Genomic DNA, 25,272 nt, shown 5'->3' with positions numbered 1-25,272 from the left:
CCCGTGTCTCAGTCGGTCTTGCGTCCCGTGACGAAGTAGGCGATCGGGCCGAAGAAGTTCACGAAGCTCAGTGCCACCCACTTGCGTTTGCCGCCGTTGATCTCCGAAGCCGGGCGGCGCGCGATATCGACGAGCGCAGCAACCTGCAACCCGATCTGTACGACCGTGCCGATTCGAATCAGTGCCTGGGACCGCGGGGAGAGATCGCTGAATCGCTTCTTGGGACGTGCCATGCCTCCAGGATAGGCCTCTCACGATCGGCCGATGCACGGTCAACGATTCGAGGCGCCCAGCGAACGGTTTGCGACGCACGGTCAACGATTCGAGACGCACGCTCAACGAGGTGTGTCTGGTATCTCACACCCGTTCGGCTTTTACTTCGTATCCCTAAGTATTAGGCTTACGAATGTGTCTGATGTCGAACCCTCCGCCCTGGCGGCCGCCCTGCGGCCGACGCTGACGCGGCTCTACCTGGCACTTCGACGCCACACGCCGATCCGTGAGTACACGGCGGCGCAGGCGTCGGCACTGTCCGTACTGCTCGACCACGGTCCGATGCGGATGGGCGAACTCGCCGACCGCGAGTCCATCCGCATGCCGACGGCCACCGCCCTCATCGACGGTCTGGCTCGGAACGGCCTCGTCGAACGTCATGCGGATCCCGAGGATCGGCGGGCCGTCCTGGTCGGGCTGACCGACCACGGCGTCGACGTTCTCGACCGGGTTCGCGGACAACGCGACAGCATTCTGACCGAAGCAGTGGCACAACTGAGCGACGCCGATCGCGCAGCACTCGACGCCGCCGCACCAGCGTTGGAGCGTCTGCGCGAGCAACTCGAAATCCAGCCGGCCCGCGCCGACGCACCCACCGATTGATCACGCGAGGAATCACTTATGACAGTCACCGAGAATCGGCCAGCATCTTCGGAAGTAGCTGACCATCAAGAACATTCGCTCATCGAGGCGTTCCGTGGACAGCCCCGCACGGTCTGGGTGACGGCCTTTGCCGCGGTCATCGCGTTCATGGGCATCGGTCTCGTGGACCCCATCCTCAACAGCATCGCCGAGGCGCTCAACGCACCACCGGAGAAGCTGACCCTGCTGTTCGGCGTGTACGTCGGCGTGCAGTGTGTCGCCATGCTGCTGACCGGTTGGGCCGCTTACCGTTTCGGCCCCAAGCGGACCCTCACCGTCGGCCTTGCCTTCATCGTCGTGGCGGCCGGGATCTCGGCCTTCGCCAGCGGCATCGACCAACTCATCGCCTACCGCGTCCTCTGGGGGCTCGGCAATGCCCTGTTCATCGCGACCGCACTCGCGTTCATCGTGACCGCTGCCAAGGGCAGCCAGCACGGCGCGATCATGCTGTATGAAGCCGCGCTTGGCGTCGGTCTGGCAATCGGCCCGCTGCTGGGAGCCGTTCTGGGTGAATGGACGTGGCGCGCACCGTTCGCCGGGACCGCAATCCTGATGCTGATCGGCGCCATCCTGTGTGCGGTCATGCTGCCCACCGACGGACCGCGCACCGAGCGAGTCCCGGTCCGGATCGTCGACCCGCTGAAGGCGCTGCGCAACCGCACCCTGCTCATCACCTCGATCGGCTCGGCGTTCTACACCGGCGCTCTGTTCACCGTCATCGCCTGGGCACCCATCGCCATGGGACTGCGGCCGATCTACGCCGGCCTGGTGTTCTTCGGCTGGGGTCTGCTGACCGCCCTCGCGGGTGTCTTCGTCGCACCGTGGCTCGCGCAGCGGATCGGGCAGAAAGGTGGCGTCATCACCGCCATCGCGACCTACGCGGTGGTCATGGCGCTCGCCGGCATCGGCACCCTCGACGATCAGGTCTGGCTCATCGGGCTCGCGGTCATCATCTCCGGCATCCCGTCGGGCGTGCTCAACACGCTGTTCACCGGCGTCGCGATGTCGGCGAACGGCCCGGAAACCCCACGCTCGGTGTCGAGCGCCGGTTACAGCTTCCTGCGCTGGATGGGTGCCGCCGTGGCCGCCGTCCTGGTCGCGCACCTCGCCGAGTGGTTCGGATCGCATGCCGCACCGTGGTGGTTCGCCGCGGCCTACTGCGTGGTCGCCGTCTGTGCCGTGTCGTTCGTCAGCGGAAGCAAGGCGGTGAGCCGCGAGGTCGACGAGGACGCCGCGCTCATCGGTGCCGAGGAGTACTAGTGAGCCGCCGGGCCACTGAAAGTAGGGGAAGGTTCTTCCCCTACTTTCGTCCCCGGCTTGTTGAGTCGTCCGTGAGAAGTTTCGCGGGGAAGACTCCAGGAGTAGGGGACGAGTTTCTTCCCCTAGTTTCTTGCGGTGCGACGGCTGGAGTGACCGAGCACGCCAGGTGTCGAGGCCGAGCAGCCGACGATGTCGGAGACCACTGGGTCGCGGACACGTTTGTCTCACCGGATTTCGATACGGCTCGCCCTCGGGGGCTCGCCTACTCAATCACCAGGACGCCCCTCGACAAGGGCTCTCCTACTCGAACAGCAGACGGAGATCCCGACGAGCCAGGGTAGGCGCCGAGAGGTCAGACGGCGGAGTCGGGGAAGGCGATCACCGAGAGGAAACGGCACGGCAGTTCGACCAGCTCGACGGGACCGTGCGCGCCTTCCCCGTCGAGCTGGAGTGCGTCGCCCGGCCGCATTCGGTACACCGAGCGGCTGTGGGCGTAGTCCATCGACCCCTCGAGCATGTAGATGAACTCGGTGCCCGGATGCTGGAACAGCGGCTGGGTCACCGACTTCTCGGTCAGCGTCACCAGCAGGCATTCCAGGCGCTTGTGCTCACCGCGCAGCGACCCGAGCAGCTCGTACTCGTGGCCCTCACGGGAGCCCTCGCGAATGATCTGGGAGCCTTCGTTCGCCTTGACGAACACCGCCGAACGTTCCAGGTCGGCGCCACGGAACAACGACGTGACCGAGACGTCGAACCCGTGGGATAGACGAGCGAGAGTACTCAGACTGCACGACGTCTGAGCATTCTCGATCTTCGACAGCATCGCCTTGGAGATGCCGACCTTGGCCGCCATGTCGCCGACCGACAACCCCTCCTGCTGACGGAGCCTGCGCACGTTGCGCGCAATCGCGGCCTCGAGTTCCAGTTCCTCGACGGGCTGGTCGACGGGGCGTTCTCGCGCGGTTCCGGATTGATTCCGGATCAGGGGCTCGTCCACCACGCCAGGATAGTGACGCCCGGCGTCCACTGTCAGGAGACACACGGTAAGACTCCCGTCACGTGCAGGTCAGCGCATCTCACCGGCACCCACATATGGGAAGCGCGTCGTGAGCAGTTCCCCTTCGGCGAACCGGGTGTAGCGGAAGTCAGACTCAGGGATACGCGGATCGGCGCTACGGCCGTCGACGACGAGATCGGCGACGAGCCGGCCCACCGCCGGCGAGATCTTGAAGCCGTGCCCGCTGAACCCGACGGCGAGCACCAGCCCGTCGAGCGGTCCACGCGAGATGATCGGATTCCAGTCCGGGGTCACGTCATAGCACCCGGCGTAGCTGCTGGTGATCGCTGCTTCGGTGAAGTCCGGGAAGCGGGTACCCACCTTGTCGACGGTGAGATCGAGGAATGCCTCGTCTGCGCGATTGAGGTAGCTGTCCGGATCGGCGATCTCGAGCTCGGCGAGATCGCTGTTGCCGAACAGGATCTCACCACGCACGTCCGGCCGGACGTACTGGAGCGACACCAGATCCGAGAACACCGGCACCGCGCCGAGTTCCACACCCGGGTGGATCATCACGATCTGCTCGCGATGCACCGAGATCGGTACGTCGACGCCGTGGGGCGCGAGGAAGGGCTTCGACCACACGCCGGTCGCGACCACCACGGTGTCCGCCGAGATGGTGGAGCCGTCGGCCAGCCGCACACCGGTGGCCCGGTCGCCGTCGACGATCAGTTCGGTCACCTTGGTGCCCTGACGAATTCGCACGCCGGCAGCCCGTGCCGACGCCGCGAAGGCCTGGGCGGTCTGGTACGCGTCGCCGTAGCCGCCGCGCTCTTCCCATCCGAAGGCCGCGAACGGCTCCAGGTCGGCGGCGGGCCACAGCTTGGCGACCTCCGCCTTGTCCATCTCCTCGGTCTGCACCCCGACCGCACGCTGCGCGGCGAGACTCTTGCGCAGATTGTCGACGTTGGGTTCGCCGACGCCCACGACGTACCCGGTCTGACGGAATCCGATGTCGGTGCCGAAGATCTCTTCGGCCTTCTCGAAGACCTCCAGCCCGATGGCGGCCATCGCCGCCAGCGAGCTGACCCCGTAGTGGCAGCGGACGATGCCCGACGACTTGCCGGTCATCCCGCCGCCAACGGTGTCGCGTTCGCAGACAACGACATCGGTGATGCCACGCTGGCTCAGCGCCCATGCGGTCGCCACACCTTCGAGTCCACCGCCGACGATGACGACGGATGCGGTCGAATTACCTTCGCTCACAATCGGTCCCCCGGAATCCACGAGGTGCCGGCCAACGGGACCCGTGCCATGGCAGCGGCCTCGATCGAGATCGCCACCAGGTCTTCGGGTTCCAGGTGCTGGAGGTGTGCCTTCCCGCACGCGCGGGCGATGGTCTGCGCCTCCATGGTCGTGACCCGCAGGAAGTTGGCGAGGCGTTTGCCGCCGATCACCGGGTCGAATCGCGCGGAGAGTTCCGGGTCCTGGGTGCTGATCCCCGCCGGGTCGCGTCCGTCCTGGAAGTCGTCGTAGTATCCGGCCGCCGAACCGAGGGCTTCGTATTCCTTGGCGTAGCGAGGGTCGTTGTCACCCAACGCGATCAGCGCCGCAGTACCGATGGCCACGGCGTCGGCGCCCAGCGCCATCGCCTTGGCGACGTCGGCGCCGTTACGGATGCCACCGGACACGATGAGCTGCACGCCGTCCTTGCCTGCCCGATGCACACCGAGTTCCTGCAGCGCCTGCACGGCTTGCGGGATGGCAGCGAGCGTCGGGATGCCGACGTGCTCGATGAACACTTCCTGGGTGGCGGCGGTGCCGCCCTGCATGCCGTCGACCACCACGACGTCGGCGCCGGAATGCACGGCCAGCTTCACGTCGTAATAGGTGCGGGTGGCACCGACCTTGACATAGATCGGCTTTTCCCAATCGGTGATCTCCCGCAGTTCGTTGATCTTGATGGCGAGGTCGTCGGGTCCGGTCCAGTCCGGGTGACGGCAGGCGCTGCGCTGATCGATGCCCTCGGGCAGCGTCCGCATCGCAGCCACTCGCTCGGAGATCTTCTGTCCCAGCAACATTCCGCCGCCGCCGGGCTTGGCACCCTGCCCGAGCACCACCTCGATGGCGTCGGCCTTGCGCAGGTCGTCCGGGTTCATCCCGTACCGCGAGGGCAGGTACTGGTAGACGAGGTTCTTGGACTGTCCCCGCTCTTCCGGCGTCATGCCACCGTCGCCGGTGGTGGTCGACGTCCCGACCTCCGATGCGCCGCGGCCGAGAGCCTCCTTCGCACCGGCGGACAGGGCGCCGAAGCTCATGCCGGCGATGGTGACCGGGGTGTCGAGGTGCAACGGGTACTTGGCATTTCGGGTGCCGAGCAGTAGGTCGGTGTCGCAACGCTCGCGGTAGCCCTCGAGCGGGTACCGCGACATCGACGCTCCCAGGAACAGCAGGTCGTCGAAGTGCGGCAGCTTTCGCTTGGCGCCCCAGCCCCGGATGTCGTAGACACCGGTGTCGGCGGCGCGCTGGATGGCTGCGATGGTGGTGCGGTCGAAGGTGGCGGACTCACGGAGCCCGCGCTGCTCGATGCTCAGGTTGTCGGTCATGATGTTCTTTCTGTGGAAAGGTGTAGCGGCCCTTCGAGGCTCGTCGCTAGCGCTCCTCGCACCTCAGGGACCGGAAGGCGTCAGTACGCGGACGTGTTGTCGCTGTGGAAGTGGTAGAGCTGACGGGCCGAGCCGTAGCGGGTGTAGGTGCTGGGATCGTCGTCCTTGTAGCCGGCGGCCTTCAGCAGTCCGGCAAGCTCTTCGAGGTGCTCGGCACGCATCGGCTTGGCGACGCAGTCGGCGCCGAGGGATTCGACGTTGCCGCGCAGATAGATTCGCGTCTCGTAGATCGAGTCGCCGAGCCCGTGTCCGGCGTCGCCGCGGATCACCAGGCGTCCGGCCTGCGCCATGAAGGCGCTGTTGTGGCCGACGCTACCCCCGACCACGATGTCGATGCCCTTCATCGAGATGCCACAGCGGGCCGCGGCATCTCCCTCGATGACGAGCAGTCCGCCGTGCGCGGTGGCGCCGGCCGATTGGGAAGCGTTGCCCTTGACCACGACGGTTCCGCTCATCATGTTCTCCGCGACACCGGTGCCGGCGTTGCCGTCGATGGTGATCTCGGCCTGCTGGTTCATCCCGGCGGCGTAGTAGCCGACATGGCCGTTCACGGTGATCTTGACCGGCGCGTTGACGCCGGCGGCCACGCTGTGTGCGCCGGCCGGGTTGTCGATGACGATCTCGCCCGACACGTCGCCGTGCAGGGCCGAATTGACCTCGCGCAGAGGAGTCTCGGCGAGATCGAAATGATGAGCGGGATTCATGGTCTCCTCCTTCGGGATCGAAAGTTGTGGTTCCAGGGTTGCGGTCAGCGTGTCCATGCGTAGACCACCTCGGGCTCGGGCTCCCAGATGCGCGCGTTTTCGACGCCGGGAAGTCCTGCGAGAGCACGGTATTCGCTCGCCATCGCAACCCAGTCGTCGGTCTCGGCGATCACCGCGGGCTTGCAGGCGATAGCATCGCGGACCACGGCGAAGGAGTCGCGGTTGGACACCAGCAGGGTGTAGAAGCCGTCGAAGGTGGCGCAGACCTCCTTGAGTGCGGTCTCGACGTCCTTGCCGGCGGCGAGTTGGTGGGCGACGAACCGGGCACCCACCTCGGTGTCGTTCTCGCTGTCGAATTCCACACCGGCAGCACGCAGGTCGCGGCGGATGCTCGCGTGGTTGGAGAACGAACCGTTGTGTACCAGGCACTGCTCGGGCCCGACGGCGAACGGGTGTGCGCCCGACGGGGTGACCGCGGACTCGGTTGCCATGCGGGTATGCCCGACGCCCTGCCAGCCCGACGCCTGTGCGAGGCCCCAATCTGCAGCGAGGTCGCGGGGTGCGCCCACGCCCTTGAGTACCGTGAGGTCGGCACCGAAGCCGGCGACGAGTGCGCCGGGATATGCCGCACGCGCAGCGCCCAGGAGTTCTTCGGAGCTCACCGGCGCCGACAGCACGAGGGTGGCGTCGACGTTCTGTGCGGCGACCGAAACACCCAGTGCCGCGCCGATCTTCGCCGAGGCATCGGCGGGTGTCACGTCGACCGCGAGCAGGCTGACGCAGCCGTGCCCCGACGGAGACCATGCCTCGTTGCCGTAGACCGCGATGCCGGCCGAGTCGGCGCCGCGGTCCTGCATCTCACCGAGCATCTCGGCGAGCAGGGCGCCCAGGCGCGGGTACAGATCTGGGTTGCGGAGATGGAGTCCGACTATGCCACACATGATTTGGGTCCTTTGCTGTGGTGGGTTCGGTATGTGTGGTCTCGACACGACGCCTCGCCTAGCGGCTCGGTGTCGGCTCGACCAGCGAGATGGGTGGGTGGGTGATCAGAAGGCGGTGAGGTAGGCGTCGACCTCCCACGGGGACACCGACGAATGCCATTTGAAGAACTCCTCACGCTTGAGGTTGGAGAAGTAGCTCGACGGCCGGTGATCTACCGCCCAGTCGTCGGGAAGCGCAGCGTCGAGCGCACCGAGGATCACGTCGTCGGACTCGAACGCCTCGACCGCGTGCAGCAGGGTGAGCGGCAGGTCCGAGATGTGGCCGGGGCAGGTCCCAAGGGCGCCGGGATCGAGACTGCGCTTGATGCCATCGAGGCCCGCGCCGAGTGCGGCCGCGATGGCCAGGTAGGGATTTGCCGAGCCGTCGCCGCCGCGCAACTCCACCCGCTGTTCGTCGGGGATGCGGACGTAATGGGTTCGGTCGTTGCCGCCGTAGGTCGCCTTGCGGGGTGCCCAGGAAGCTCCGGAACGGGTGGCGGTTGCTCCGGTTCGCTTGTAGGAGTTGACCGTCGGGGCCATCACCGCCTGCAGGGCGGGAGCATGTTCCAGAACACCGCCGACGAAGGCATATGCCTCCGCCGTCAGACCCAGGCCGCGCTCGTCCTCCTCGACGTTGCCCGGGAAGACCGGCTTGTCCGCCGAGGTGAGGGACAGATGGAAGTGCAGTCCGGAGCCGGTGCGCTCGGCGAAGGGCTTCGGCATGAAGGTGGCGATCATGCCGCGCTCGGCGGCGATGGTGGAGAGCAGGTAGCGCAGGGTGACCACCCGGTCGGCGGTGGTGAGTGCGTCGGAGTAGGCGAAGTTCTGCTCGAACTGGCCGTTGCCGTCCTCATGGTCGTTGGCGTAGTTGCTCCAGCCCAACTGATTCATCGCGGTGGACACGGCGGTCAGGTGGTCGTACATGCGGGTGAGGCCGCGTACGTCGTAGCAGGGCTGATCGGAGTCGTCGGAATCGTCTGCGGTGACCAGCGAGCCGTCCGCTGCCCGCTTCAGCAGGAAGTACTCCACCTCGGCGCCCACCCACGGCTCGAATCCCGCGTCACCGGCCTGCACGATCAACGACTTGAGGATGTTGCGTGGTGCGAACGGCCACGGCTTGCCCTCGACATGGGGATCGCAGTGGACCAGCGCGAGGCCGTCCTTGATGAAGGGAATCGGCAGGAAGGAGCTGACGTCCGGGATGGCGATCAGGTCCGGGTCCTTGGGTTCCTGGCCCATCGCACCGACCGCGTAGCCGGCGAAACCCACTCCGTCGGTGGCGAGTTCGTCGACGGCCTCGACCGGGACCAGCTTGGCGCAAGGCTTGCCGCGGAGGTCGACGAACATGGCGAGGATGAACGTGGTGCCGTGCGCCTCGCAGAGACTGGCGAGGGTGGGGGTTTCGGTCATGGCTTTCTCCGGTCGGTGGTGTTGGTAACCAGTATGTCTACTGTTGGTGTCCTTTGTCTACTTGAAGTAGACCCCCGAGTTGTTACGATCGTGTTTCTCGGTCGTGAGCGGTCGGTGTCGTTTCCCTGAGCACTTGGCCTGCGGAAACGACGGCAGGGGGCCCACCGCGTCGGTGGACCCCCTGCCGCTACTGCCGATCAGGACTGGCCGGCCGGAACTGATTGAGCCACAGCCTGTTCCACGCTCTCTGTGGTGTGACGCGACTGCGCTCCCAGGCCGGGACCGTGACCTACACCCGACGCCGGGATCTCGTAGGCACTCTCGGCGTGGATCGTCGAGTCCAGGCCGGTGGTCTCGGTCTCCTCGTCGACGCGCAGACCGATGGTCTTGTCGAGGGCCTTGGCGATCAGCCAGGTCATGACGAAGGAGAACGTGCAGGTGATCGCGATGCCGCCGAGTTCTCGCCACAGGATGTCGAAGTCGCCGCCGAACAGGATGCCCTGGACACCGGCCGGGGCCGACTCGGCCGCGAAGAGCACGATGCAGAGCGTGCCGACGATGCCGCCGACACCGTGCACGGCGAAGGCGTCGAGCGTGTCGTCGACCTTGAACTTGGACTTGAAGCTCAGCAGCAGGGCGACCACGGCCGAAGCGATCAGGCCGACCATCAGCGCACCCAACGGGTTCATCGTGTTGGCCGACGGCGTGATGCCGACCAGGCCGGCAACGGTGCCGGTGATGAGCCCGAGCGACGTCGCATGTCCCTCGCGCCACTTCTCGATGATGAGGAAGCCGATCATGCCCGAGCAGCCGGCCAGCAGCGTGTTGAGGATGACGACCTGGGTCAAGAAGCTCGCACCGAGCGCGCAGCTGCCGTTGAACCCGAACCAGCCGAACCACAGGATGCCGCCACCCAGCAACGCCAAGGGCACATTGTTGGGTCGCTCCAGACGCTTCCGGCGTGCACCGAGAACCAGCGCGAGTGCCAGCGCAGCAACACCGGAGTTCATGTGCACCGCGGTACCGCCGGCGTAGTCGTGAATCTTCAGGTCGTTCAGCAGGAATCCGCCCTGCGCGTCGTCGGTGTCGGCGCTGAACACCCAGTGCGCGACCGGCAGGTACACCAGGATCAGCCAGATCGGGGCGAAGACGAGCCAGGCGGAGAACTTCATCCGGCCCGCTGCACCGCTGGCCACGATGGCGATGGTGATGGCCGCGAACAGAATGAACCATGCGACGTAGTACAGGGTCTCGGTGGTACCGGTGCCCTCGTCGGACATCCACTTGGTCAATCCGAAGTAGTCGGTCGGGTCGCCGATGATGCCCCAGCCGCCGACCGACGGCCCCGACTGCAGGCCGTATCCGAAGAGCACATAGATGATGGCCGTGATGCCCAGGGTCGACAGGACCATGGTCATCATGTTCAGGATGTTCCGCGATCCGACCATGCCGCCGTAATACAAGGCGAGGCCGGGAAACATGAGCAGGACAAAGACGAATGCCGCGAGCATCCACGCCAGATCGGCGTTGGCGGCGATTACCGGTTCCATAGGGTGTTCCTCGGGTTGACGACAGGGTGTGTCGGGGTGGGTGATTCAAACAGCAGCGGGCGTCATTGCCCGCGGAGGTACGCGACCACGTCGTCGCGATAGTCGAGAAAGCCTTTGTACGATGCGATGTCCGGACTCAACGTCTCGATGACCGTGGCCAGTTGAGCGGACCATTCCGGAATCCGGCGCACCTCCTCGAGCGATGCCATGAAGGTGCGGATGTTGAAGGTGACCGCACCCGACATCGGCAGCCGGACAAAGTGTTCGAGCTCGATGCGGAGGCGCGCTCGAGCGAAGTCTCCCTCGGTGACCATCTGCGGAACGTCGTTCACCCATTCGGGCAGCTCCTCGAGACTCACGTCGAGTTTGTCGGAGTCCGATGCCGACAGGGTCCAGTTGACGCGCCGGTACACCTGGTCGGCGGGCAGGCGCCGCAGAAACTGCTCGGCTCGGGCCACGATCCCGTCCCGCGTGAGACCCGGTACCGGGGCGTGGATCTCGTACATGTCCATACCGACATCGAAGGAGACCGACCACGCGGCGGCGAAGGTGACCACGCCCGCGTCGAAGTAGAGGCGGCCGTCCCGTTCGACGACGAGCAACAGATCGTCGGGCACCTCCCGGGCCAGGAAATCCAACGGGCCGTTCGGCAGCGTGTCGTACTCGCCCAGGACAAACTCCTGGTCGGTGCCGAGAAGATCATTGCGCCAACGGAATCGGCCGTCACCCTGCTCGGTGAGATGCATCAGGTCGGGGTAGGTGAGATCGAGGTCACGCAGGTAGTAGAGGAGCAGATCCCAGCAGGCCAGTTCCATGCCGGGCATCACTCGCACACGCGACGGATCGGCGTCGAGTATCCGACGTCGTTCGGTCATGTAGTGCAGGTACTCGGCGCCGCCGAGGTCAACCAGGTGCCTGCCCCATTCACCACCACGGGTCCGGCGCGGCACCCGGGCCGGTTCGACGTTCACGGTGTAGGTGAACTCGGCGAGCTCGTCGGGGAACGGCCAGGGCAGGTTGGCCAGATGGTCGACGGGCTGGTCGAGATACCGGGCGACCTCCCCGTGAGTCGAGATCTCGTGCGGTGCAATGCTCATAGGTCCACCTCGATATCAGCGCCGCGGGACACGCAACACAGCATCGCGTCTCCGGCGGTCTTCTCCTCCTGGGTGAGCACGAAGTCACGGTGTTCGAGTTGCCCTGCGCGCACCGGGATTCGGCATTCTCCGCACACCCCCTGGCGGCAGAGGTTGGGGATCGCGACACCGTGCTCGAGGAGTCGCTCCAAGAGCGACACTCCCGCCGGGACCTCGACCTGCTCACCAGAGCGCAGGCCGACGGTGAACGGCTCCCCGGGATCCTGCTCGGGTGCGGTGAACCGCTCCAGATGAACTCGCGCCGAAGGCCATCCAGCCTCGGTGGCGATCCGCTGGTAGGTCTCGAGCAGAGCGGTCGGTCCGCACGCATAGGCGTGAGTGCCCAGTGGTTGCCGGCGAAACATGGTCCGTAGGAGCGCGGCGGTCGCGTCGGCACCGTGCACCTCGTGCAGCGTGATGCCGGCCCGGGTCGCCAGGTCGCGCAGATCGTCGACATGCGCTGCCTGTCCCGGCCGATAGGAGTAGACGATCTCCGCTTGACCAGCATCGCGGACGATTGCCCGTGCGTGCGACAGCACCGGCGTCACCCCGATCCCACCGGCCACCAGCAATGCGCGCCGCTGGTCGAGAACGGGTGCGAACATCGATCGCGGCCCCTCGACCTCGACCACATCTCCCTCAGAGAGGTTGTCGTGCAACCAGTCCGACCCGCCGTCGGCTCCACGGCGCAGCACCGAGATGCCGTAGCCGGTGGCGTACATCCCGTCGTCCACGAGCGAGTAGGCGTTGCGATGCTCGCCGGCCGACACGATCAGATGACTGCCGGGCGCGAAGGGTGTCACGGCAACCGAGCCCACATCCACCGGCGCGAAACGAAAGTGCTTGATGCGTTCGGTCAACGACCGGACCTCGGTGACCCGCATCGGCCGGGCGCGGGTGTCATACGACGGATGGAGGTGTCCGGGATGTCCCGGCTCGGCGACCGCCGTCATGACCGCTCCGAGCCGACTTCGGCCGCCGACGCCAGGAAGCTTCCCCGCACTGCGGAATGATGCGCGTGGATCTCCAGAATCCTTACGCAGCCGGGACATTCGACGACACTCCCCGGCGCGGCCTCGACCCGGAAGGTGTCGCGGCAATGCGCACAGTACATCGGCAGGTCACGGGTGTGCGTGACAAACGCGCTCAGCTCCGCGTCGGTCGCCCCGGCCTCACGGGCCAGCGCCAGAGCCATCATCACGTCGTACTGGCCGCCGGTCACCAGAATTCTTGTTCCCGTGCGTGCATCGTCGAGGGCATCGAGCAGCACGGCGAGATCGGTTTCCTCCGAAAGGGAGTCGAGGACCAGCAGCCGCGTGGGGCCGGCAGCCTCGGCGGCACCGACCCACAGGCGCGACACGTGGCCGGTCTGGGCGTCCTCGCCGATGCCGACGACGAGGAACGCGGCTCCGGTGGTGTCCACGGCAGGTGGTGTCGTCGGCCAGATGGGCATCCCGGGCCCCGGCTCGGGAGCTGCGGCCCGCAGCCACGCCGCCGCGCGCTCCTTGTACTTGATCACGCCCTTGTAATCGGCCATGTCCGAGGGCAGTTCGTCGAACACCTCGGCCGCGCGCAGGCGCCACGCCTCCACCGTCGCCAGCTGCTCGAGCGGCAACATGTAGGTGCGGATGAGGAACATCAGCGCACCGGAGTCGGGCAGGCGGATGAGATGTTGTACCTCGACGCGCAGGTGGACGAGGCGTCCGAACTCGGCGTCGTCGACGTGCCCGATCATCTCGCGGTCGGGTCCCCACTCCGGGTAGCCCTCGGTCGACACGTCGAGGCGACGGCCGATGGTCATCGTCCAGTTGGTGCGTCGGTACGGCTTGTGCGGTTGCAACCGTTTGAGGAACTCGTGTGCGCGGGTGATGACGCCCATCTTGCGGACCCGGGGTACCGGTCCGTGGATTTCGAGGAAGCTCATGCCGACGTCGAAGCCGAAGCTCCAGTCCGCCGCGAAGGTGATGACACCCGCGTCGACGAACAGCGTGTCGCAGCGCTGATCGAGCACAGCGATGTCTTCCTGAACCTGAGATGCGATGTAGCGCAGCGGTTCTTCCGGAAGTGTCGTCGAATCCCCGTAGCGGAAGGTCTGCTCGACGTCGAGCAGGTCGTTGCGCCAGTGCCAGGTGTCGGTGCCGGTCGAGGTGAGGTGCATGGTGTCGGGGTAGGCCGCCGACAGCGCGCGCATCAAGGTCAGCATCGCATCCCACGCCGCCGGTGCCATGTGCGGGAGCACCGCGTGACGGGTGGGGTCGGCCGCCAGGACCGCGGCTCGCTCGGCGAGCTCGTGGCGGTATTCGGAGTCGATGTCGACGACCGCGGCGCCCCAGCCGCCTCCGGCGGTGACCACCGGCTCACCGGCCGGTTCGACGTTGGTGGAGTAGCGGTAGCGATCCTCGGGGAAGGGAAACGGGAACCCGGCGACAAGGTCGGGCGAGAGTGACACGGTCACAGCGGAACCTCCAGGGTGCAGCCGTCGGGGGCGCGGGAGACGCACGGCATGATCGCTTCTCCCGAGAACTTCTCCTCGTCGCTGAGGAACAGATCGCGGTGGACGGCCTCCCCGGCGGTCAGCGGTATGCGGCACTCACCGCACACACCCTGTCGACAGAGATTCGGGATCGAGATCCCGGTGGCCTCCAAGGATTCGAGCATGCTGGTGCCCGACGGCACGTCCAGGGTCGTACTACTCTCGGTCAACCGCAGGCGGAACGGGTCGCCGGCATCGAGTGCGTCGATTTCGAAGCGCTCGAAGTGAATGCGCGATTCGGGCCAGCCCAGCGCCACGGCCGTCTCGACGACGTGGTCGATGAGCGGTCCGGGGCCGCAGGTATAGAGGTGGGTGCCGACCGGCTGCTCGCACAGCACCACCGAGAGTCGCACGGCGAAATCGGCTCGCGCGGTGAACAGTTCGGCGTCGGTCCCGCCCAGTTCGACGACGTCGTCGACGTGTGCCGCGTTGTCGGGACGGAAGGTGTAGAGCACCTGCACCTTTCGCCCCCATCGAGCGGCGGCACGCAGGTGCGACACGATCGGTGTCACCCCGATCCCACCGGCCAACAGCAGATGTTTGGCCGCACGTGCGACGGGGGCAAAGGCACTGCGAGGTGGGAGGACACGAACCAGGTCGCCCACCCGCACGTGGTCGTGCATCCACGCCGAACCGCCCGCGCCGTCGGCGACGCGCAGCACCGAGATCGAGTACTCGATCGGGTCGGTCCCGTCGGAGGTGAGGCTGTAGGCGTTGGTGTGTGGACCTGCGTGAACCACCAGATGACTGCCGGGAATGAAGCCGGGTAGCGGTGCACCCTGCGGATCGGCGAAAGTGAACGTGCGGATCGACCTGCCGGACTGGGTGATCCCGGTGACGATCAGCGTCAGCGCACCAATGCTCGGGGCGGCGGTGTTCACCTCGCTCGACTCGGCGCTCACAGCGAGTTTCATCGGTCGGACTCCTGATGCGTCCCGGGCGCGCGGGCGGGCTCCTCGGCATCGACCATGTAGCCGAGGTACGAGCCCGTTCTGCGCGAAACGTGATAGTAGACAAGCAGATTGCGTGCGCATCCGTTGCAGGTGATCACGTCGTCGACCTCGGCCACGACCTGATTCACCACGCGACAATGGGAGCAGAAGACGTCGATGGCGCCCGAACCGGCGACGGTGACGTGGATCTCGTCGTCGTTGAGACCGGCATTCACACCCGAGGCGCGCACGGTGAGACACGCGCCGGCCGGACCGGACACGAGAACCCGTACGCCGACGACACTGCGTGACACAGCCGCGCGCAGTCCGGCCGCAGCGCCCGACGCGTCGGCGTGGGTGACCTGCGCAACGGGTGCCGCGTCGCCAATGGCGCGCGCCCAGGTGTCGACGTTCGCGCAGCCCTCATCGCCGATGCCGACGAGCACATACGAGGTACCAGCCGGGATCGGCAGATCGGCCGGCGACGCGGCGTCCTCTGCGATGGCGGGCCGGGCCCAGCTCGGGATGCTCGAGTATGCGATCTGTGTGTATTCCTCGCCGGCGGAAGCCGGCGAATCGACCAGCTCGGTCATTCCGCGTCAGAGCAGTGTCGCGTCGCGCTGACCGGTGTAGAAGGCCAGGGCGTAGCTCGGTGTGCTGAAGTAGATCTTCGAGCCCTTCGGGAAGAAGATCGCGTCCTTGGCCTTCGCGACCGACTTCTGCCCGGTCTCCTTGTTTTCCAGGAGGAACTCACCCTCCAGGACGACCTTCATCTCGTCGTACTCGTACTCGTAGTACAGCGGCGCATCGGTGTGACGGAGCTCGAAGAAGCCGCTGCACATGGGGCTGCCGTCCGGGTTCTCATACGCGTCTCCGATGAAGCCCTCGGTGCCGGGGTACTCCGCCTCCGGCATTCTGGGCAGGCCCTTCCAGGCGTCACTGGTCACACGGAATTCGGTCGCTTGGGTGGTGCTCTCGACGGTCACATTGGCTCCTTCGGGGGTTTCACGGGCTCGAAGAACGCTGGATCATCTCAGTGGACTTCGTTGCATGCTATGAAACATAGTGACTGTTTCGAACGTGTGACATGTGTGTTTATGCGTGAGAAACATCGTCTTCTACAGTGAGACTCACATCACATTCGTGCATTCGCGAAAAAACGGACACAGTGGCCGTGCTTCGTTACCCGGCCACCTGTGGGGAGTTCAGTCGAGCCAGTCGAGCACGGACGCCGCCGTCCAGCTCTGCTGCATGCTGCCGAGCGGCTCGCCGGTGAAGGGCTCGTAGTATTCCGCGAACGAGCCGTCGGTGGCCTGTCGCAATCCCTCGTCACGCAGTCGGGCGGATCGTTCCGTCCAGCCACGCCGAGCAAATGCCCAGCTGAACAGCCAGGTCATCACCGGCCATACCGGCCCACGCCAGTATTCGCGGGGGCGGAAGTCCGCCGAGATCGGCGACGTCGACGGTGGTACCGCGTACCGGAGGTCGGGGTGCCCGCAGAACCGCGGACCGTCGAACAGACGCAGCAGAGCCCGCTCACGTTCGCGGGAGAGCCCGCCGCACAGGAGCGGGGCGAACACCGCGATGGTGTCGGTGTTGATCCACGCATTCGCTCGCAGATCGAAGTCGCGCGCCGCGCCGTTGCGATCGTTGGCGGCCGCGACGACGCCGGCGCGGAAGCGATCCGACCAGGCGCGGAGGTCGCGCACATCCGACCGCGGCTTCGAGTAGTCCTCGCCGATGGTGGCCAGCACGTCGCAGGCCACCGAGAAGATGGCGCTGACGAACACGTCCTCGACGGCGAAGTCCATCGTCTTGGGCAGCACCGCGTCGTCGTAGTTGGCGCGCTTCATCTGCTCCACCAGCCAGATGTAGCGGTCGTACTCGAGGTTGGACGGTCGCATCGACGCGTCGCCGCCGACGTGGTCGAGATCGGCCCGCTTGTAGGGCGGAAGGTCAGCTCCGGGAACCACATTCGAATAGGGCTTATCCCACCGTGGCGAGTTGTCCATGCCGGATTCCCAGCCGTGGAAGATGGTGATCCGGCCGCGGCCGCTGGGATCGCGGGCGTCGGCGAGCCACCGGTGCCACCGCATCAGCGCACCCCAACGGCGGTCGATGAACTCGTTGGCCGCGGCTCGAGTGGTACGACCGTGCCGACGTGAGTGGTCGAGGATGCGCTGCACGGCGATCGCGTGGACGGGCGGCTGGGTGATTCCGGAGGTGTCGGGGAAATCGGGCGAGCAGTCGGCCAGCCGGGCGCACTCCCAGCGCGACGGTCCGGGAAAATAGCCATCCCGGCCATTGGCGAAGACGATGTGCGGGATCATGCCGTTGCGCCACTGCGCGGACAGGAGCGTGTCCATCTCGATGACGGCACGCTCGACGGACAGCGGCGCCAGCCCGACCGTCACGAACGCGGCATCCCAGCTCCACATGTGTGGGTAGAGGCGGGGCGCGGCGCTCGTCATCGTCCCCAGGTCGTTGCCGCGCAGGAGATAGGCGGCGCGGGCCGACAACTGCGTTGGGGTGAATCCGTACCGTGCCACCCGTCGATTCTGCACTGACTCCTGTGCGTCCGCTGCGCGAGTGTCTTCGTCGGGCCACTGAGCATCGGTAGGGTCGGATGGGTGCCCACCGCATTGATCACCGGGGCCAGCCGCGGCCTCGGGGCCGAGATCGCCCGCCAGCTCGCGCCAACCCACGACCTGCTGCTCGGCGGACGGCCGTCACCGCAGCTCGACCATCTCGCCACGCAACTCGACGGGGCGAGCACATTTCCCGTGGAGCTGACCGACTACGACGAGGTCGCGGCCGCCGTCGAAGCTGTTTCCGAGCTCGACGTCCTGGTGCACAACGCCGGTGTCGGGAGCAGCCTCGAGATGGTCGCCGACACCCCCGTCGAGGAGTGGCACCACGTGCTCGAGGTGAACCTCGTCGCGGTGGCCGAACTCACGCGGCTGCTCCTGCCTGCGCTGCGCTCCGCGCAGGGACACGTGGTGTTCATCAACTCCGGCGCGGGCCGCAACGCCCGTGCGCACTGGGCGCCCTACGCCGCGAGCAAGTTCGGGCTGCGCGCACTCGCCGACGCGCTGCGCGCCGAAGAGCCGACGCTGCGCGTCACATCCATCTACCCGGGCCGTATCGACACAGACATGCAGCGCGACCTGGTCGCCATCGAAGGGCGCGACTACGACGCCGCCCAGTTCCTGCGGCCCGAGACGGTCGCCGCCGCGGTGGCGCACGCCATCCACACCCCCGCCGACGCGCATCCGCAGGACATCGTGCTTCGGCCGACGGGTCGCGGCTGAGGGGTCGTCAATCGAAATCGTCGGCGGACCAGATGATCGACGTCCGGCCGCTCGCCGCATCCGGAACCGCCCACAGCCGACGCTCGACGTGGTGACCGATGCGGCGCGGTGGGCGTAAGAGTTTCCACAGGTCAGGAGCCGGAAAGCAGTACTCCTCGGATCAGCGACCCACCCGCCGTCTGCGGCGGCGATCGTGGAAGCGGGCAGCGGGTCGTCGTCGGGGGCGGGTGGCACACAAAGTGGGGGAAGAAACTTCTTCCCCCACCCTTGGTGTCGTCCCCTAGGAATTTCTAGCGGACGACTATGAAACCCGGGGAAGAAGTTCTTCCCCTAGATTTTGCGGGCACCGCGCTGATGCGTTTTCCCAGGTCAGCGGGGCTGGTCACCTGACTCCTCGGGGATCAGAGCTGCTTGAGATCCGACTGCTGCCAGACGGCGCGCATGGTCGAGATCTTGCCGTCGGCGTCGAACACCATGATGTCGACCGGGGTGATCTCGAAGCGCATTCCTGCGGTGCCGGTGACGAGAGTGAACTCGAAGACCGCGGTGTCGCCGGCGACCTTCTTCCACTTCAGGGTCGCGGTCCGCTCGTCCATGCCGGTGATGATCGAGTAGAACTCGATCAGCTGCTCACGGGTGTCGCGGATGTCCGCGCCGATCGGGTCCTCGACGGTCGCGTTCGCCGCGTAGAGGTCGGCGATCTGCTCGGCCGTGCCGGTCGTCAGGTACTCGATGTAGGAGTCCACCACGGCGTCGATCTTCTCCGCGAGCCCTGCCTGGTCAACGGTCATGTTCATCCTCCGAAATTAGAACGTGTTCTAGTCGTGACGCTAGCACGCCGCCCGCCGGTCAGAAAGATGCTTCGAGCGAACGACGCTTCCCGACGGGCCGTCGCGGATTTGGTAGGTTCGGCCCACAGGCACGGCGCCGACCCGGCGTCCAAAGGGGGAGAAGGTCGATGATCGCCCTCGCGGCCGGGCTGGACCCCGACAACGAGCAGGCCCGCGAATGGGCCAAGGACGAGCTGTCCAAACAGGAGTATCAGCCGAAGGAACCCAACTGGTTGCAGCGTGCCGGTGAGAACATTCTCGAGTGGTTCGCCAACACGTTCACCGGCCTCGGCGACGTCTCGCAGCCCCTCACGATCATCTTCTGGGTTCTGGTCGCGGCCGTCGCGACCTGGCTCATCATCTACCTCGCCCGGTTCGTTCGTCGAACTCCCAAGAAGAAGACGACCGACACCGAGACCGCGCAATCGGTACTCGGCTCGGAACCCCTGAGTGCCAAGCAGTTACGCGAGCAGGCTCGGGAAGCCCTCGACGGCGGGGATTTCGACGCCTGCGTCGTGGCCGCGATGCGTGCGGTGGCGCAGCGGGCATTCGAGCGCCGGCTGCTCGACGACGCACCCTCGTTGACCGCCCACGAGGTCGCCACACGACTCGTGCGACGCTTCCCCGACCACACCACCCGCCTGCGCGACTGCGCCGATCTGTTCGACGCGATCGCCTACGGCGATCGGCACGCCTCTCGAGATCAGGCCCACCGGGCACTGGAACTGGAATCCGAGCTCGCATCGACCCGGCCCGAGGACGACACCGAGGTCGCCGATGACCGATTCGCGGTGCCTCGATGACGGTGACCACACCTGTGTCGTCGACTCCGAAGAGGACGTTGGACCGATGGATTTGGCTGGCCGTCGGAATCGTCGTCGTGGTCGTCGGGGTTGTCGTCGTGGCATTCCTGGGTGCCGGGCTGAATTCCCTGGCCACCGAGTCTCCCGACAACCCTTTCGATCCCGGCAGCGCGGGCCCCGGCGGCACCAAAGCGCTCGTGTCCGTGATCGACGACCACGGTGTGGATGTCGAGGTGGCGCGAGGCATCAAGGGACTCGACGACGCGGATCGGCCCGACTATGACACCACCGTGGTGGTTTCGTCGGCGTCGTTGCTGAATCCCGGTACCCGGCAACACTTTCTCGACCGGGTAGCCAATGCGGGTCGCATCGTCCTGGTCGGGCCGCCCGGCGATCTCGCCGCGTTCGGAGTGAACGCCACAGCCGTGTACGGCTCGGCCACCAGTGCTGTCTACGCCGGCTGCACCACGTCCGGTATCGCCCCCGGCGACGCCACCACCTACGGACCCATCGCCTACACCACCACCGAACCCGGTGCGGTGGCATGCTTCACCGACGGGATTGCATCGAGTGTGCTCATCATGCCGGCGATGACGAGCCGACCGGAGATCGTGCTGATGGGCGGCGACATGCTCGTCAACGCCCATCTCGACCAGTACGACAACGCCGGCGTCGCGATTCGCATGATCGCCGGCAATGACCGTGTGCTGTGGTACGTGCCTTACCTGACCGACGAGATCACATCCGACGACGAGTCGTCCGACATCCCGCGCGCGATCGGGCCACTCATCCTGCTGTCGGTCTTTGTGGTTCTCGCTCTGATGCTGTGGCGCGGCAGGCGATTCGGCCCGCTCGTCACCGAGCCGCTTCCCGCTGTGGTCAAGGCGATAGAGACCACGCAGGCACGCGGACGCATGTACCACCGTGCGCGAGCGGTCACCCGATCCGCAGCCACCCTTCGCATCCAAACACTGACCGACCTGGCCCGCTATCTCGGCCTGCCCTACGACCCGTCGGTCGCGATCACCGTACTCGCCCAGCCCGATTGGGAGCTCGACGCGCTGGCGGGTCACCCCGCCCCGCCGGGTCCCGCGGTGAGCGCGATCATCGACGCAGTGGTCGCCGCGACCGGCCGCGATCCGGCGCAGGTGAGCGCCCTACTTGCCGATCGGTTACCCGACACAGAGGACGCGCTGGTCGTCTTCACCACCGAACTGACCGCCCTCGAGAAGGAGGTTCACCGCACACCATGACCATCGACCCTCATCAGCCCCCACAGTTCCCCCATCAGCCCCCACAGTTCCCCCATCAGCCCCCACAGTTCACGAAGCAGGCGCCGCCGATCCCGCCCGCCGACCCGGCACGGGCCGCGCTCAACGCTGTGCGCGGCGAGGTCGCCAAAGCCGTTGTCGGGCAAGATCCGGCCGTCGCGGGCATCCTCATCGCACTACTGTGCCGCGGCCATATCCTGCTCGAAGGCGTACCCGGTGTGGCCAAGACCCTGCTGGTGCGGTCGGTGGCAACCGCGCTGGCCGTCGACACCAAACGCGTCCAGTTCACGCCCGACCTGATGCCCGGCGACATCACCGGATCACTGGTCTTCGACAGCGCCACCTCGGAATTCACCTTCCGCGAAGGTCCGGTGTTCACCAACCTCCTCCTCGCCGACGAGATCAACCGGACGCCGCCGAAGACGCAGGCGTCGCTGCTGGAGGCCATGGAGGAGCGGCAGGTCACTGTCGACGGGGCTCCCCGTCCTCTCCCCCGCCCCTTCCTCGTCGCAGCCACCCAGAATCCGGTGGAGTACGAGGGCACCTATCCGCTGCCGGAAGCCCAGCTCGACCGTTTCCTCCTCAAGGTGACGCTGCCGCTGCCGCCTCGCGACGACGAGATCACCGTCCTGGCGCGTCATGCCGCGGGTTTCGATCCGCGCGATCTGGCCGCGGCCGGACTGCGGCCGGTCGCTTCGGCCACCGACATCGAGGCGGGTGCGGATCAGGTTCGGCACGTGAGTGTTTCACCACAGGTCGCCGCGTACATCGTCGACATCGCGCGGGCCACTCGGGTGTCGCCGTCGCTCTCGCTCGGTGTGAGCCCCCGCGGTGCCACCGCACTTCTGGGAACCAGCCGGGCATGGGCGTGGCTCAACGGTCGTGATTTCGTGACGCCCGACGATGTGCAGTCACTCGCACAATCGACACTGGCACATCGCCTTTCGCTGCGACCCGAAGCCGAGTTGGAGGGGGTGTCGGTGACCGCGGTACTCGACACCGCCATCCGGTCCGTACCCGTCCCGCGCTGATGTATCTGACCGGGCGGTTCTTCGCGCTGGTGGCGCTCGGCGCGGTGCCGGTGATCGTGTGGCCCCACTACCTCACCGCGTTGGCATGGGTGTTCGGGTGCCTGGTGCTGCTCGGCATCGACGTACTCGCCGCCGGCTCCACGACGGCGGTAACCGTCCGGCGCAGCCCGACCGATCCGATCCGACTCGGCCAATCCACCTCCAGCACAATCGTTGTCGACAATCCCGGCACCCGCCGATTCCGGGGCCAACTGCGCGACGCCTGGCAGCCGTCGGCAGGGGCAACCGGCAACGTCCACGCACTGGACATCCCCGCCGGCGAACGTCGGGCCGTGCACACCGTGCTGACGCCGACCCGACGCGGCGATCGGCTCGGCCTGCGGGTCACGGTGCGGCGGCGCGGACCGTTGGGCCTCGCCGGACGACAACGTGGCCTGCCGATGCCCGGGTTCATCCGGGCACTGCCACCGTTCGGATCTCGGAGACACCTGCCGTCGCGACTGGCCCGGCTCCGTCAGCTCGACGGCCGGTCCGCGGTCCGAATCCGCGGTCAGGGAACCGAATTCGATTCGCTGCGCGACTACGTCGAGGGTGACGATGTGCGCAGCATCGACTGGCGTGCGACCGCACGTCGACGCTCGGTGGTTGTGCGCACATGGCAGCCGGAGAAGGACCGGCACATCGTCATCGTGCTCGACACCTCGCGGACATCGGCAGGGCGCGTCGGCGACACGCCACGTCTCGACGCCGCAATGGACGCCGCGCTGCTCCTGGCCGCGTTGGCCTCACATGCCGGCGACCGGGTCGACCTCATCGCGGGCGATCGTCGCGTGCACTCCCGGGTGGTCGGAGTCACCGGATCGGACTTGCTGAGTTCCCTCGTCAACGCGATGTCGACGCTCGAACCCGCGCTGTTGGAAGCCGATTGGCCGATGCTCGGCGCCGAGGTCACCAAGCTGAGCCGGCAGCGGGCACTGCTGGTGTTGCTCACCCCGCTCGAGCCGGCCGCCGTCGAGGAGTCGCTGCTGCCGCCGCTGTCGGTGCTGGCGCAGCGTTACCGCGTGGTGATCGGATCGGTCGCCGACCCCGCGCTCGGCGACCTCATCGAACAGCGCGACGATGCGCGAGAGGTGTACGGTGCTGCCGCCGCGGCTCGAACCACGCTGCTGCGCAACCGGACCGCGACCGCCGTCGGGCGGCTCGGCGTCGACGTGGTGGATGCCGAACCCGACAAGCTACCGGCCGCACTGGCCGATCACTACCTGACGCTGAAGTCGCGCGGCCTACTCTGACGCGCCTCGGGTAGCCTGTTCGGACGAAATCGGCTGTGCACTTCACCCAGTGACGACAGTGGCCGGTACCTTTGCGCTCATGGGCATCATTGCGCGATTCGTGAGCGGGTCCCTCATCGTCGGCGCTGCGTCCGTCGGTGTGGTCGCGGCGCCGACCGTACTGGGCGTTGAGTCCATGGCCACTGCGGCACCCCAAACCTGGTTCACCTCAACGACGAACCTCGGCTACAGCTACGGTCTGTCGCGGCCGACCAAGTCCGGGCCGGATCAGCTGACCATGCGGACACGGAAGAACTGCCTGGTGTACTTCAGCCGGGTGTCTGCACCGGGCGTCGGCAAGAAGACCATCGTCACGATCCGGGGGCGCAACGACGTTCCCGGCCGATTTGACTCGGTGCCGTCGAAGGCCGAGTTCCAGGCTGCAGCAGTGCGTCTCGGCTGCGCCTGACGCCTACGCCACCGGGGCAGCGAACCCTCGATCGGCCTCGCTCACGTCGCCGCGTTCGCCCGCGTTGTAGGCCCACCGTCCGAGCGTGAAGACGTAGGCGAAGAAGGCCGCCCACACGGCGATACCGATACCGACTCGTGCCCAGGTGGGCAGGCCCGATGGCGTCACGAACGCTTCGATCACGCCGCTGATCAGCAGCAGCCCAACGAGTCCCAACGCGACGCCGATGGCCGAGCGGCCCTCTTCGCCCAGCGCGGTCGCGCGGGATCTCGCCCCTGGCGCCACCCACGCCCAGAACAGACGCAGCCCGACTCCCGCCGCGATGAACAGGCAGGTCAGTTCGAGCAATCCGTGCGGCAGAATCAGTCCGAAGAACAGGTCACCGCGACCGTGCCGGATCATGATCGACGCGACGATCGCAATGTTGATGACGTTGAAGACGAGCATGAAGACGACGGGAAAGCCGAAGATTCCCAGCGCAATACACAGCGCGGCCAACCAGAAGTTGTTGGTCCACACCTGAGCCGCAAAGGACGTCGCGGCATGCTGGCTGTAGTAGCCCTCGAAGTCATTGTTGACCAGCCGCTCGATCTCGTCGGCCGATGCAAGGGAACTCTCGATGCGCGGATGGTCGAGCAACCACCACGTGACCGCGACGGTCAGGACCATTGACGCGCCCATCACCGACAGCCACCACCACCGCATCCGGTACAGCGCTGCCGGAAACGACTGGGTCACGAACCTCGCCATCTCGGCCCAGGTGTCCCCCTTGGTGCCTGCGGCACGGGAGCGGGCCCGGGCGAGCAGCGCAGACAGGTAGGCAACGAGCGACGCGTCGGGCGCGGCCGAACGAATCACCGACAGGTGCGTCGCGACGCGCTGATAGGTGTCGATGATCTCGTCGGCCTCGGCCCCCGAGAGTCCGCGTCGCCTCGACAGCTCGTCGAGTCGTTCCCACGTCGCGCGGTGCGCGTTGACATAGGCATCGAGATCCACTCGGCCAGCCTAGTGGTATCGAGTCGTTTGTCGGGACGATGTCATTCGCTGGTTGGTCATTCGCTGATAGGTCATTCGCTGATTGCACAACCGCTTGTGACGAGGGCGGTGGACCCGGCGGTCCACGCTGGTGGTGTGTCTCGGGAATACGTGACCAGTCTTCGGTGGAGCGATCGGCGTTCTGGCAAGGCGGAGGAGGGAGCGATA

At 66.6% G+C, this 25,272-nt stretch carries 25 protein-coding genes; 8 read left to right on the top strand and 17 right to left on the bottom strand.

Annotated features, from left to right (window positions below; all coding sequences use genetic code 11):
* Positions 1-8: 8 nt before the first annotated feature.
* Positions 9-233 (bottom strand): PLD nuclease N-terminal domain-containing protein, encoded by a 225-nt coding sequence (locus ACWDTF_RS05535; protein WP_449754073.1) that lies wholly within the window; start codon positions 231-233, stop codon positions 9-11.
* Between the two features lie 175 nt (positions 234-408).
* On the opposite strand from ACWDTF_RS05535, the gene ACWDTF_RS05530 reads away from it, so the two are divergent.
* Both ACWDTF_RS05530 and ACWDTF_RS05525 read left to right on the top strand, forming a co-directional pair.
* Entirely contained in the window at positions 409-876 is a 468-nt protein-coding gene (locus ACWDTF_RS05530) for a MarR family winged helix-turn-helix transcriptional regulator (protein WP_240855386.1), read from the top strand.
* Between the two features lie 18 nt (positions 877-894).
* Positions 895-2,175: an MFS transporter gene (locus ACWDTF_RS05525; protein WP_449754072.1), complete on the top strand. Its 1,281-nt coding sequence runs from the start codon at positions 895-897 to the stop codon at positions 2,173-2,175.
* 352 nt (positions 2,176-2,527) lie between these two features.
* Here the strand turns inward: ACWDTF_RS05525 and ACWDTF_RS05520 are convergent, their stop codons facing one another.
* The 14 genes from ACWDTF_RS05520 to ggh form a co-directional block, all read right to left on the bottom strand.
* Entirely contained in the window at positions 2,528-3,217 is a 690-nt protein-coding gene (locus ACWDTF_RS05520) for a helix-turn-helix domain-containing protein (RefSeq protein ID WP_449754071.1), read from the bottom strand.
* A 24-nt stretch (positions 3,218-3,241) separates the two neighbouring features.
* A complete protein-coding gene (locus ACWDTF_RS05515; protein WP_449754070.1) occupies positions 3,242-4,438 on the bottom strand; it encodes an NAD(P)/FAD-dependent oxidoreductase in 1,197 nt (398 codons plus the stop codon).
* Complete coding sequence (locus ACWDTF_RS05510) at positions 4,435-5,778, bottom strand: FMN-binding glutamate synthase family protein (protein ID WP_449754069.1); 1,344 nt, start codon at positions 5,776-5,778, stop codon at positions 4,435-4,437. Before ACWDTF_RS05510 ends, ACWDTF_RS05515 begins: the two co-directional genes overlap by 4 nt.
* Before the next feature lie 80 nt (positions 5,779-5,858).
* Positions 5,859-6,599, bottom strand: a complete 741-nt coding sequence (locus ACWDTF_RS05505) for a GltB/FmdC/FwdC-like GXGXG domain-containing protein (RefSeq protein ID WP_374245898.1) — start codon at positions 6,597-6,599, stop codon at positions 5,859-5,861.
* Entirely contained in the window at positions 6,587-7,483 is an 897-nt protein-coding gene (locus tag ACWDTF_RS05500; protein WP_240855397.1) for a class II glutamine amidotransferase domain-containing protein, read from the bottom strand. Before ACWDTF_RS05500 ends, ACWDTF_RS05505 begins: the two co-directional genes overlap by 13 nt.
* Before the next feature lie 105 nt (positions 7,484-7,588).
* On the bottom strand, positions 7,589-8,932 hold the full coding sequence (gene glnT / locus ACWDTF_RS05495; RefSeq protein WP_355275201.1) for a type III glutamate--ammonia ligase: 1,344 nt from the start codon (positions 8,930-8,932) through the stop codon (positions 7,589-7,591).
* A 197-nt stretch (positions 8,933-9,129) separates the two neighbouring features.
* Entirely contained in the window at positions 9,130-10,482 is a 1,353-nt protein-coding gene (locus tag ACWDTF_RS05490; RefSeq protein WP_355275200.1) for an ammonium transporter, read from the bottom strand.
* 62 nt (positions 10,483-10,544) lie between these two features.
* Positions 10,545-11,579, bottom strand: coding sequence for a heme-dependent oxidative N-demethylase family protein (locus ACWDTF_RS05485; protein WP_355275198.1), 1,035 nt, complete (start codon positions 11,577-11,579; stop codon positions 10,545-10,547).
* Positions 11,576-12,571, bottom strand: a complete 996-nt coding sequence (locus ACWDTF_RS05480; RefSeq protein ID WP_355275196.1) for a PDR/VanB family oxidoreductase — start codon at positions 12,569-12,571, stop codon at positions 11,576-11,578. Before ACWDTF_RS05480 ends, ACWDTF_RS05485 begins: the two co-directional genes overlap by 4 nt.
* Complete coding sequence (locus ACWDTF_RS05475; protein WP_449754068.1) at positions 12,568-14,073, bottom strand: heme-dependent oxidative N-demethylase subunit alpha family protein; 1,506 nt, start codon at positions 14,071-14,073, stop codon at positions 12,568-12,570. Before ACWDTF_RS05475 ends, ACWDTF_RS05480 begins: the two co-directional genes overlap by 4 nt.
* Positions 14,070-15,065, bottom strand: coding sequence for a PDR/VanB family oxidoreductase (locus ACWDTF_RS05470; RefSeq protein WP_449754067.1), 996 nt, complete (start codon positions 15,063-15,065; stop codon positions 14,070-14,072). Before ACWDTF_RS05470 ends, ACWDTF_RS05475 begins: the two co-directional genes overlap by 4 nt.
* Positions 15,062-15,676: a dimethylamine monooxygenase subunit DmmA family protein gene (locus ACWDTF_RS05465; RefSeq protein ID WP_240855405.1), complete on the bottom strand. Its 615-nt coding sequence runs from the start codon at positions 15,674-15,676 to the stop codon at positions 15,062-15,064. The genes ACWDTF_RS05470 and ACWDTF_RS05465 overlap by 4 nt, the downstream gene beginning before the upstream one ends.
* A 6-nt stretch (positions 15,677-15,682) precedes the next feature.
* Positions 15,683-16,069: a cupin domain-containing protein gene (locus ACWDTF_RS05460; RefSeq protein ID WP_240855407.1), complete on the bottom strand. Its 387-nt coding sequence runs from the start codon at positions 16,067-16,069 to the stop codon at positions 15,683-15,685.
* A gap of 219 nt (positions 16,070-16,288) precedes the next feature.
* Entirely contained in the window at positions 16,289-17,632 is a 1,344-nt protein-coding gene (gene ggh / locus ACWDTF_RS05455) for a glucosylglycerate hydrolase (RefSeq protein ID WP_240855409.1), read from the bottom strand.
* A gap of 81 nt (positions 17,633-17,713) precedes the next feature.
* On the opposite strand from ggh, the gene ACWDTF_RS05450 reads away from it, so the two are divergent.
* Complete coding sequence (locus ACWDTF_RS05450; protein ID WP_355275187.1) at positions 17,714-18,394, top strand: SDR family oxidoreductase; 681 nt, start codon at positions 17,714-17,716, stop codon at positions 18,392-18,394.
* Between the two features lie 401 nt (positions 18,395-18,795).
* On the opposite strand, the gene ACWDTF_RS05445 is transcribed toward ACWDTF_RS05450, so the two are convergent.
* Positions 18,796-19,185 (bottom strand): nuclear transport factor 2 family protein, encoded by a 390-nt coding sequence (locus ACWDTF_RS05445; RefSeq protein WP_240855412.1) that lies wholly within the window; start codon positions 19,183-19,185, stop codon positions 18,796-18,798.
* A 167-nt stretch (positions 19,186-19,352) separates the two neighbouring features.
* Here ACWDTF_RS05445 and ACWDTF_RS05440 point away from each other — a divergent pair, with 167 nt between their 5' ends.
* From ACWDTF_RS05440 to ACWDTF_RS05420, 5 genes are read left to right on the top strand one after another with little or no spacing between them, the layout of a single operon-like run.
* Complete coding sequence (locus ACWDTF_RS05440) at positions 19,353-20,027, top strand: DUF4129 domain-containing protein (protein WP_240855414.1); 675 nt, start codon at positions 19,353-19,355, stop codon at positions 20,025-20,027.
* Positions 20,024-21,280 (top strand): DUF4350 domain-containing protein, encoded by a 1,257-nt coding sequence (locus ACWDTF_RS05435; protein WP_449754066.1) that lies wholly within the window; start codon positions 20,024-20,026, stop codon positions 21,278-21,280. Before ACWDTF_RS05440 ends, ACWDTF_RS05435 begins: the two co-directional genes overlap by 4 nt.
* Positions 21,277-22,329, top strand: coding sequence for an AAA family ATPase (locus ACWDTF_RS05430; protein WP_433257105.1), 1,053 nt, complete (start codon positions 21,277-21,279; stop codon positions 22,327-22,329). The genes ACWDTF_RS05435 and ACWDTF_RS05430 overlap by 4 nt, the downstream gene beginning before the upstream one ends.
* Positions 22,329-23,621 carry a DUF58 domain-containing protein gene (locus ACWDTF_RS05425; protein WP_240855420.1) on the top strand — a complete coding sequence of 431 codons (1,293 nt, stop codon included), beginning with the start codon at positions 22,329-22,331 and terminating at the stop codon, positions 23,619-23,621. Before ACWDTF_RS05430 ends, ACWDTF_RS05425 begins: the two co-directional genes overlap by 1 nt.
* Positions 23,622-23,670: 49 nt before the next feature.
* Complete coding sequence (locus tag ACWDTF_RS05420; protein WP_240855421.1) at positions 23,671-24,069, top strand: hypothetical protein; 399 nt, start codon at positions 23,671-23,673, stop codon at positions 24,067-24,069.
* 3 nt (positions 24,070-24,072) lie between these two features.
* Here ACWDTF_RS05420 and ACWDTF_RS05415 read toward each other — a convergent pair whose 3' ends face one another.
* Positions 24,073-25,065, bottom strand: coding sequence for a stage II sporulation protein M (locus tag ACWDTF_RS05415; RefSeq protein WP_355275760.1), 993 nt, complete (start codon positions 25,063-25,065; stop codon positions 24,073-24,075).
* Positions 25,066-25,272: the final 207 nt, after the last annotated feature.

The sequence above is a fragment of the Gordonia sp. NPDC003422 genome, assembly GCF_053588675.1.
This window is presented reverse-complemented; position numbering and strand designations above follow the sequence as displayed.

Coding starts and splice junctions, on each gene's coding strand:
- ACWDTF_RS05535 (WP_449754073.1), bottom strand. CDS start 233: ATGGCACGTCCCAAGAAGCGATTCAGCGATCTCTCCCCGCGGTCCCAG.
- ACWDTF_RS05525 (WP_449754072.1), top strand. CDS start 895: ATGACAGTCACCGAGAATCGGCCAGCATCTTCGGAAGTAGCTGACCAT.
- ACWDTF_RS05510 (WP_449754069.1), bottom strand. CDS start 5,778: ATGACCGACAACCTGAGCATCGAGCAGCGCGGGCTCCGTGAGTCCGCC.
- ACWDTF_RS05505 (WP_374245898.1), bottom strand. CDS start 6,599: ATGGACACGCTGACCGCAACCCTGGAACCACAACTTTCGATCCCGAAG.
- ACWDTF_RS05500 (WP_240855397.1), bottom strand. CDS start 7,483: ATGTGTGGCATAGTCGGACTCCATCTCCGCAACCCAGATCTGTACCCG.
- glnT (WP_355275201.1), bottom strand. CDS start 8,932: ATGACCGAAACCCCCACCCTCGCCAGTCTCTGCGAGGCGCACGGCACC.
- ACWDTF_RS05490 (WP_355275200.1), bottom strand. CDS start 10,482: ATGGAACCGGTAATCGCCGCCAACGCCGATCTGGCGTGGATGCTCGCG.
- ACWDTF_RS05485 (WP_355275198.1), bottom strand. CDS start 11,579: ATGAGCATTGCACCGCACGAGATCTCGACTCACGGGGAGGTCGCCCGG.
- ACWDTF_RS05480 (WP_355275196.1), bottom strand. CDS start 12,571: ATGACGGCGGTCGCCGAGCCGGGACATCCCGGACACCTCCATCCGTCG.
- ACWDTF_RS05470 (WP_449754067.1), bottom strand. CDS start 15,065: ATGAAACTCGCTGTGAGCGCCGAGTCGAGCGAGGTGAACACCGCCGCC.
- ACWDTF_RS05465 (WP_240855405.1), bottom strand. CDS start 15,676: ATGACCGAGCTGGTCGATTCGCCGGCTTCCGCCGGCGAGGAATACACA.
- ACWDTF_RS05445 (WP_240855412.1), bottom strand. CDS start 19,185: ATGACCGTTGACCAGGCAGGGCTCGCGGAGAAGATCGACGCCGTGGTG.
- ACWDTF_RS05440 (WP_240855414.1), top strand. CDS start 19,353: ATGATCGCCCTCGCGGCCGGGCTGGACCCCGACAACGAGCAGGCCCGC.
- ACWDTF_RS05435 (WP_449754066.1), top strand. CDS start 20,024: ATGACGGTGACCACACCTGTGTCGTCGACTCCGAAGAGGACGTTGGAC.
- ACWDTF_RS05430 (WP_433257105.1), top strand. CDS start 21,277: ATGACCATCGACCCTCATCAGCCCCCACAGTTCCCCCATCAGCCCCCA.
- ACWDTF_RS05425 (WP_240855420.1), top strand. CDS start 22,329: ATGTATCTGACCGGGCGGTTCTTCGCGCTGGTGGCGCTCGGCGCGGTG.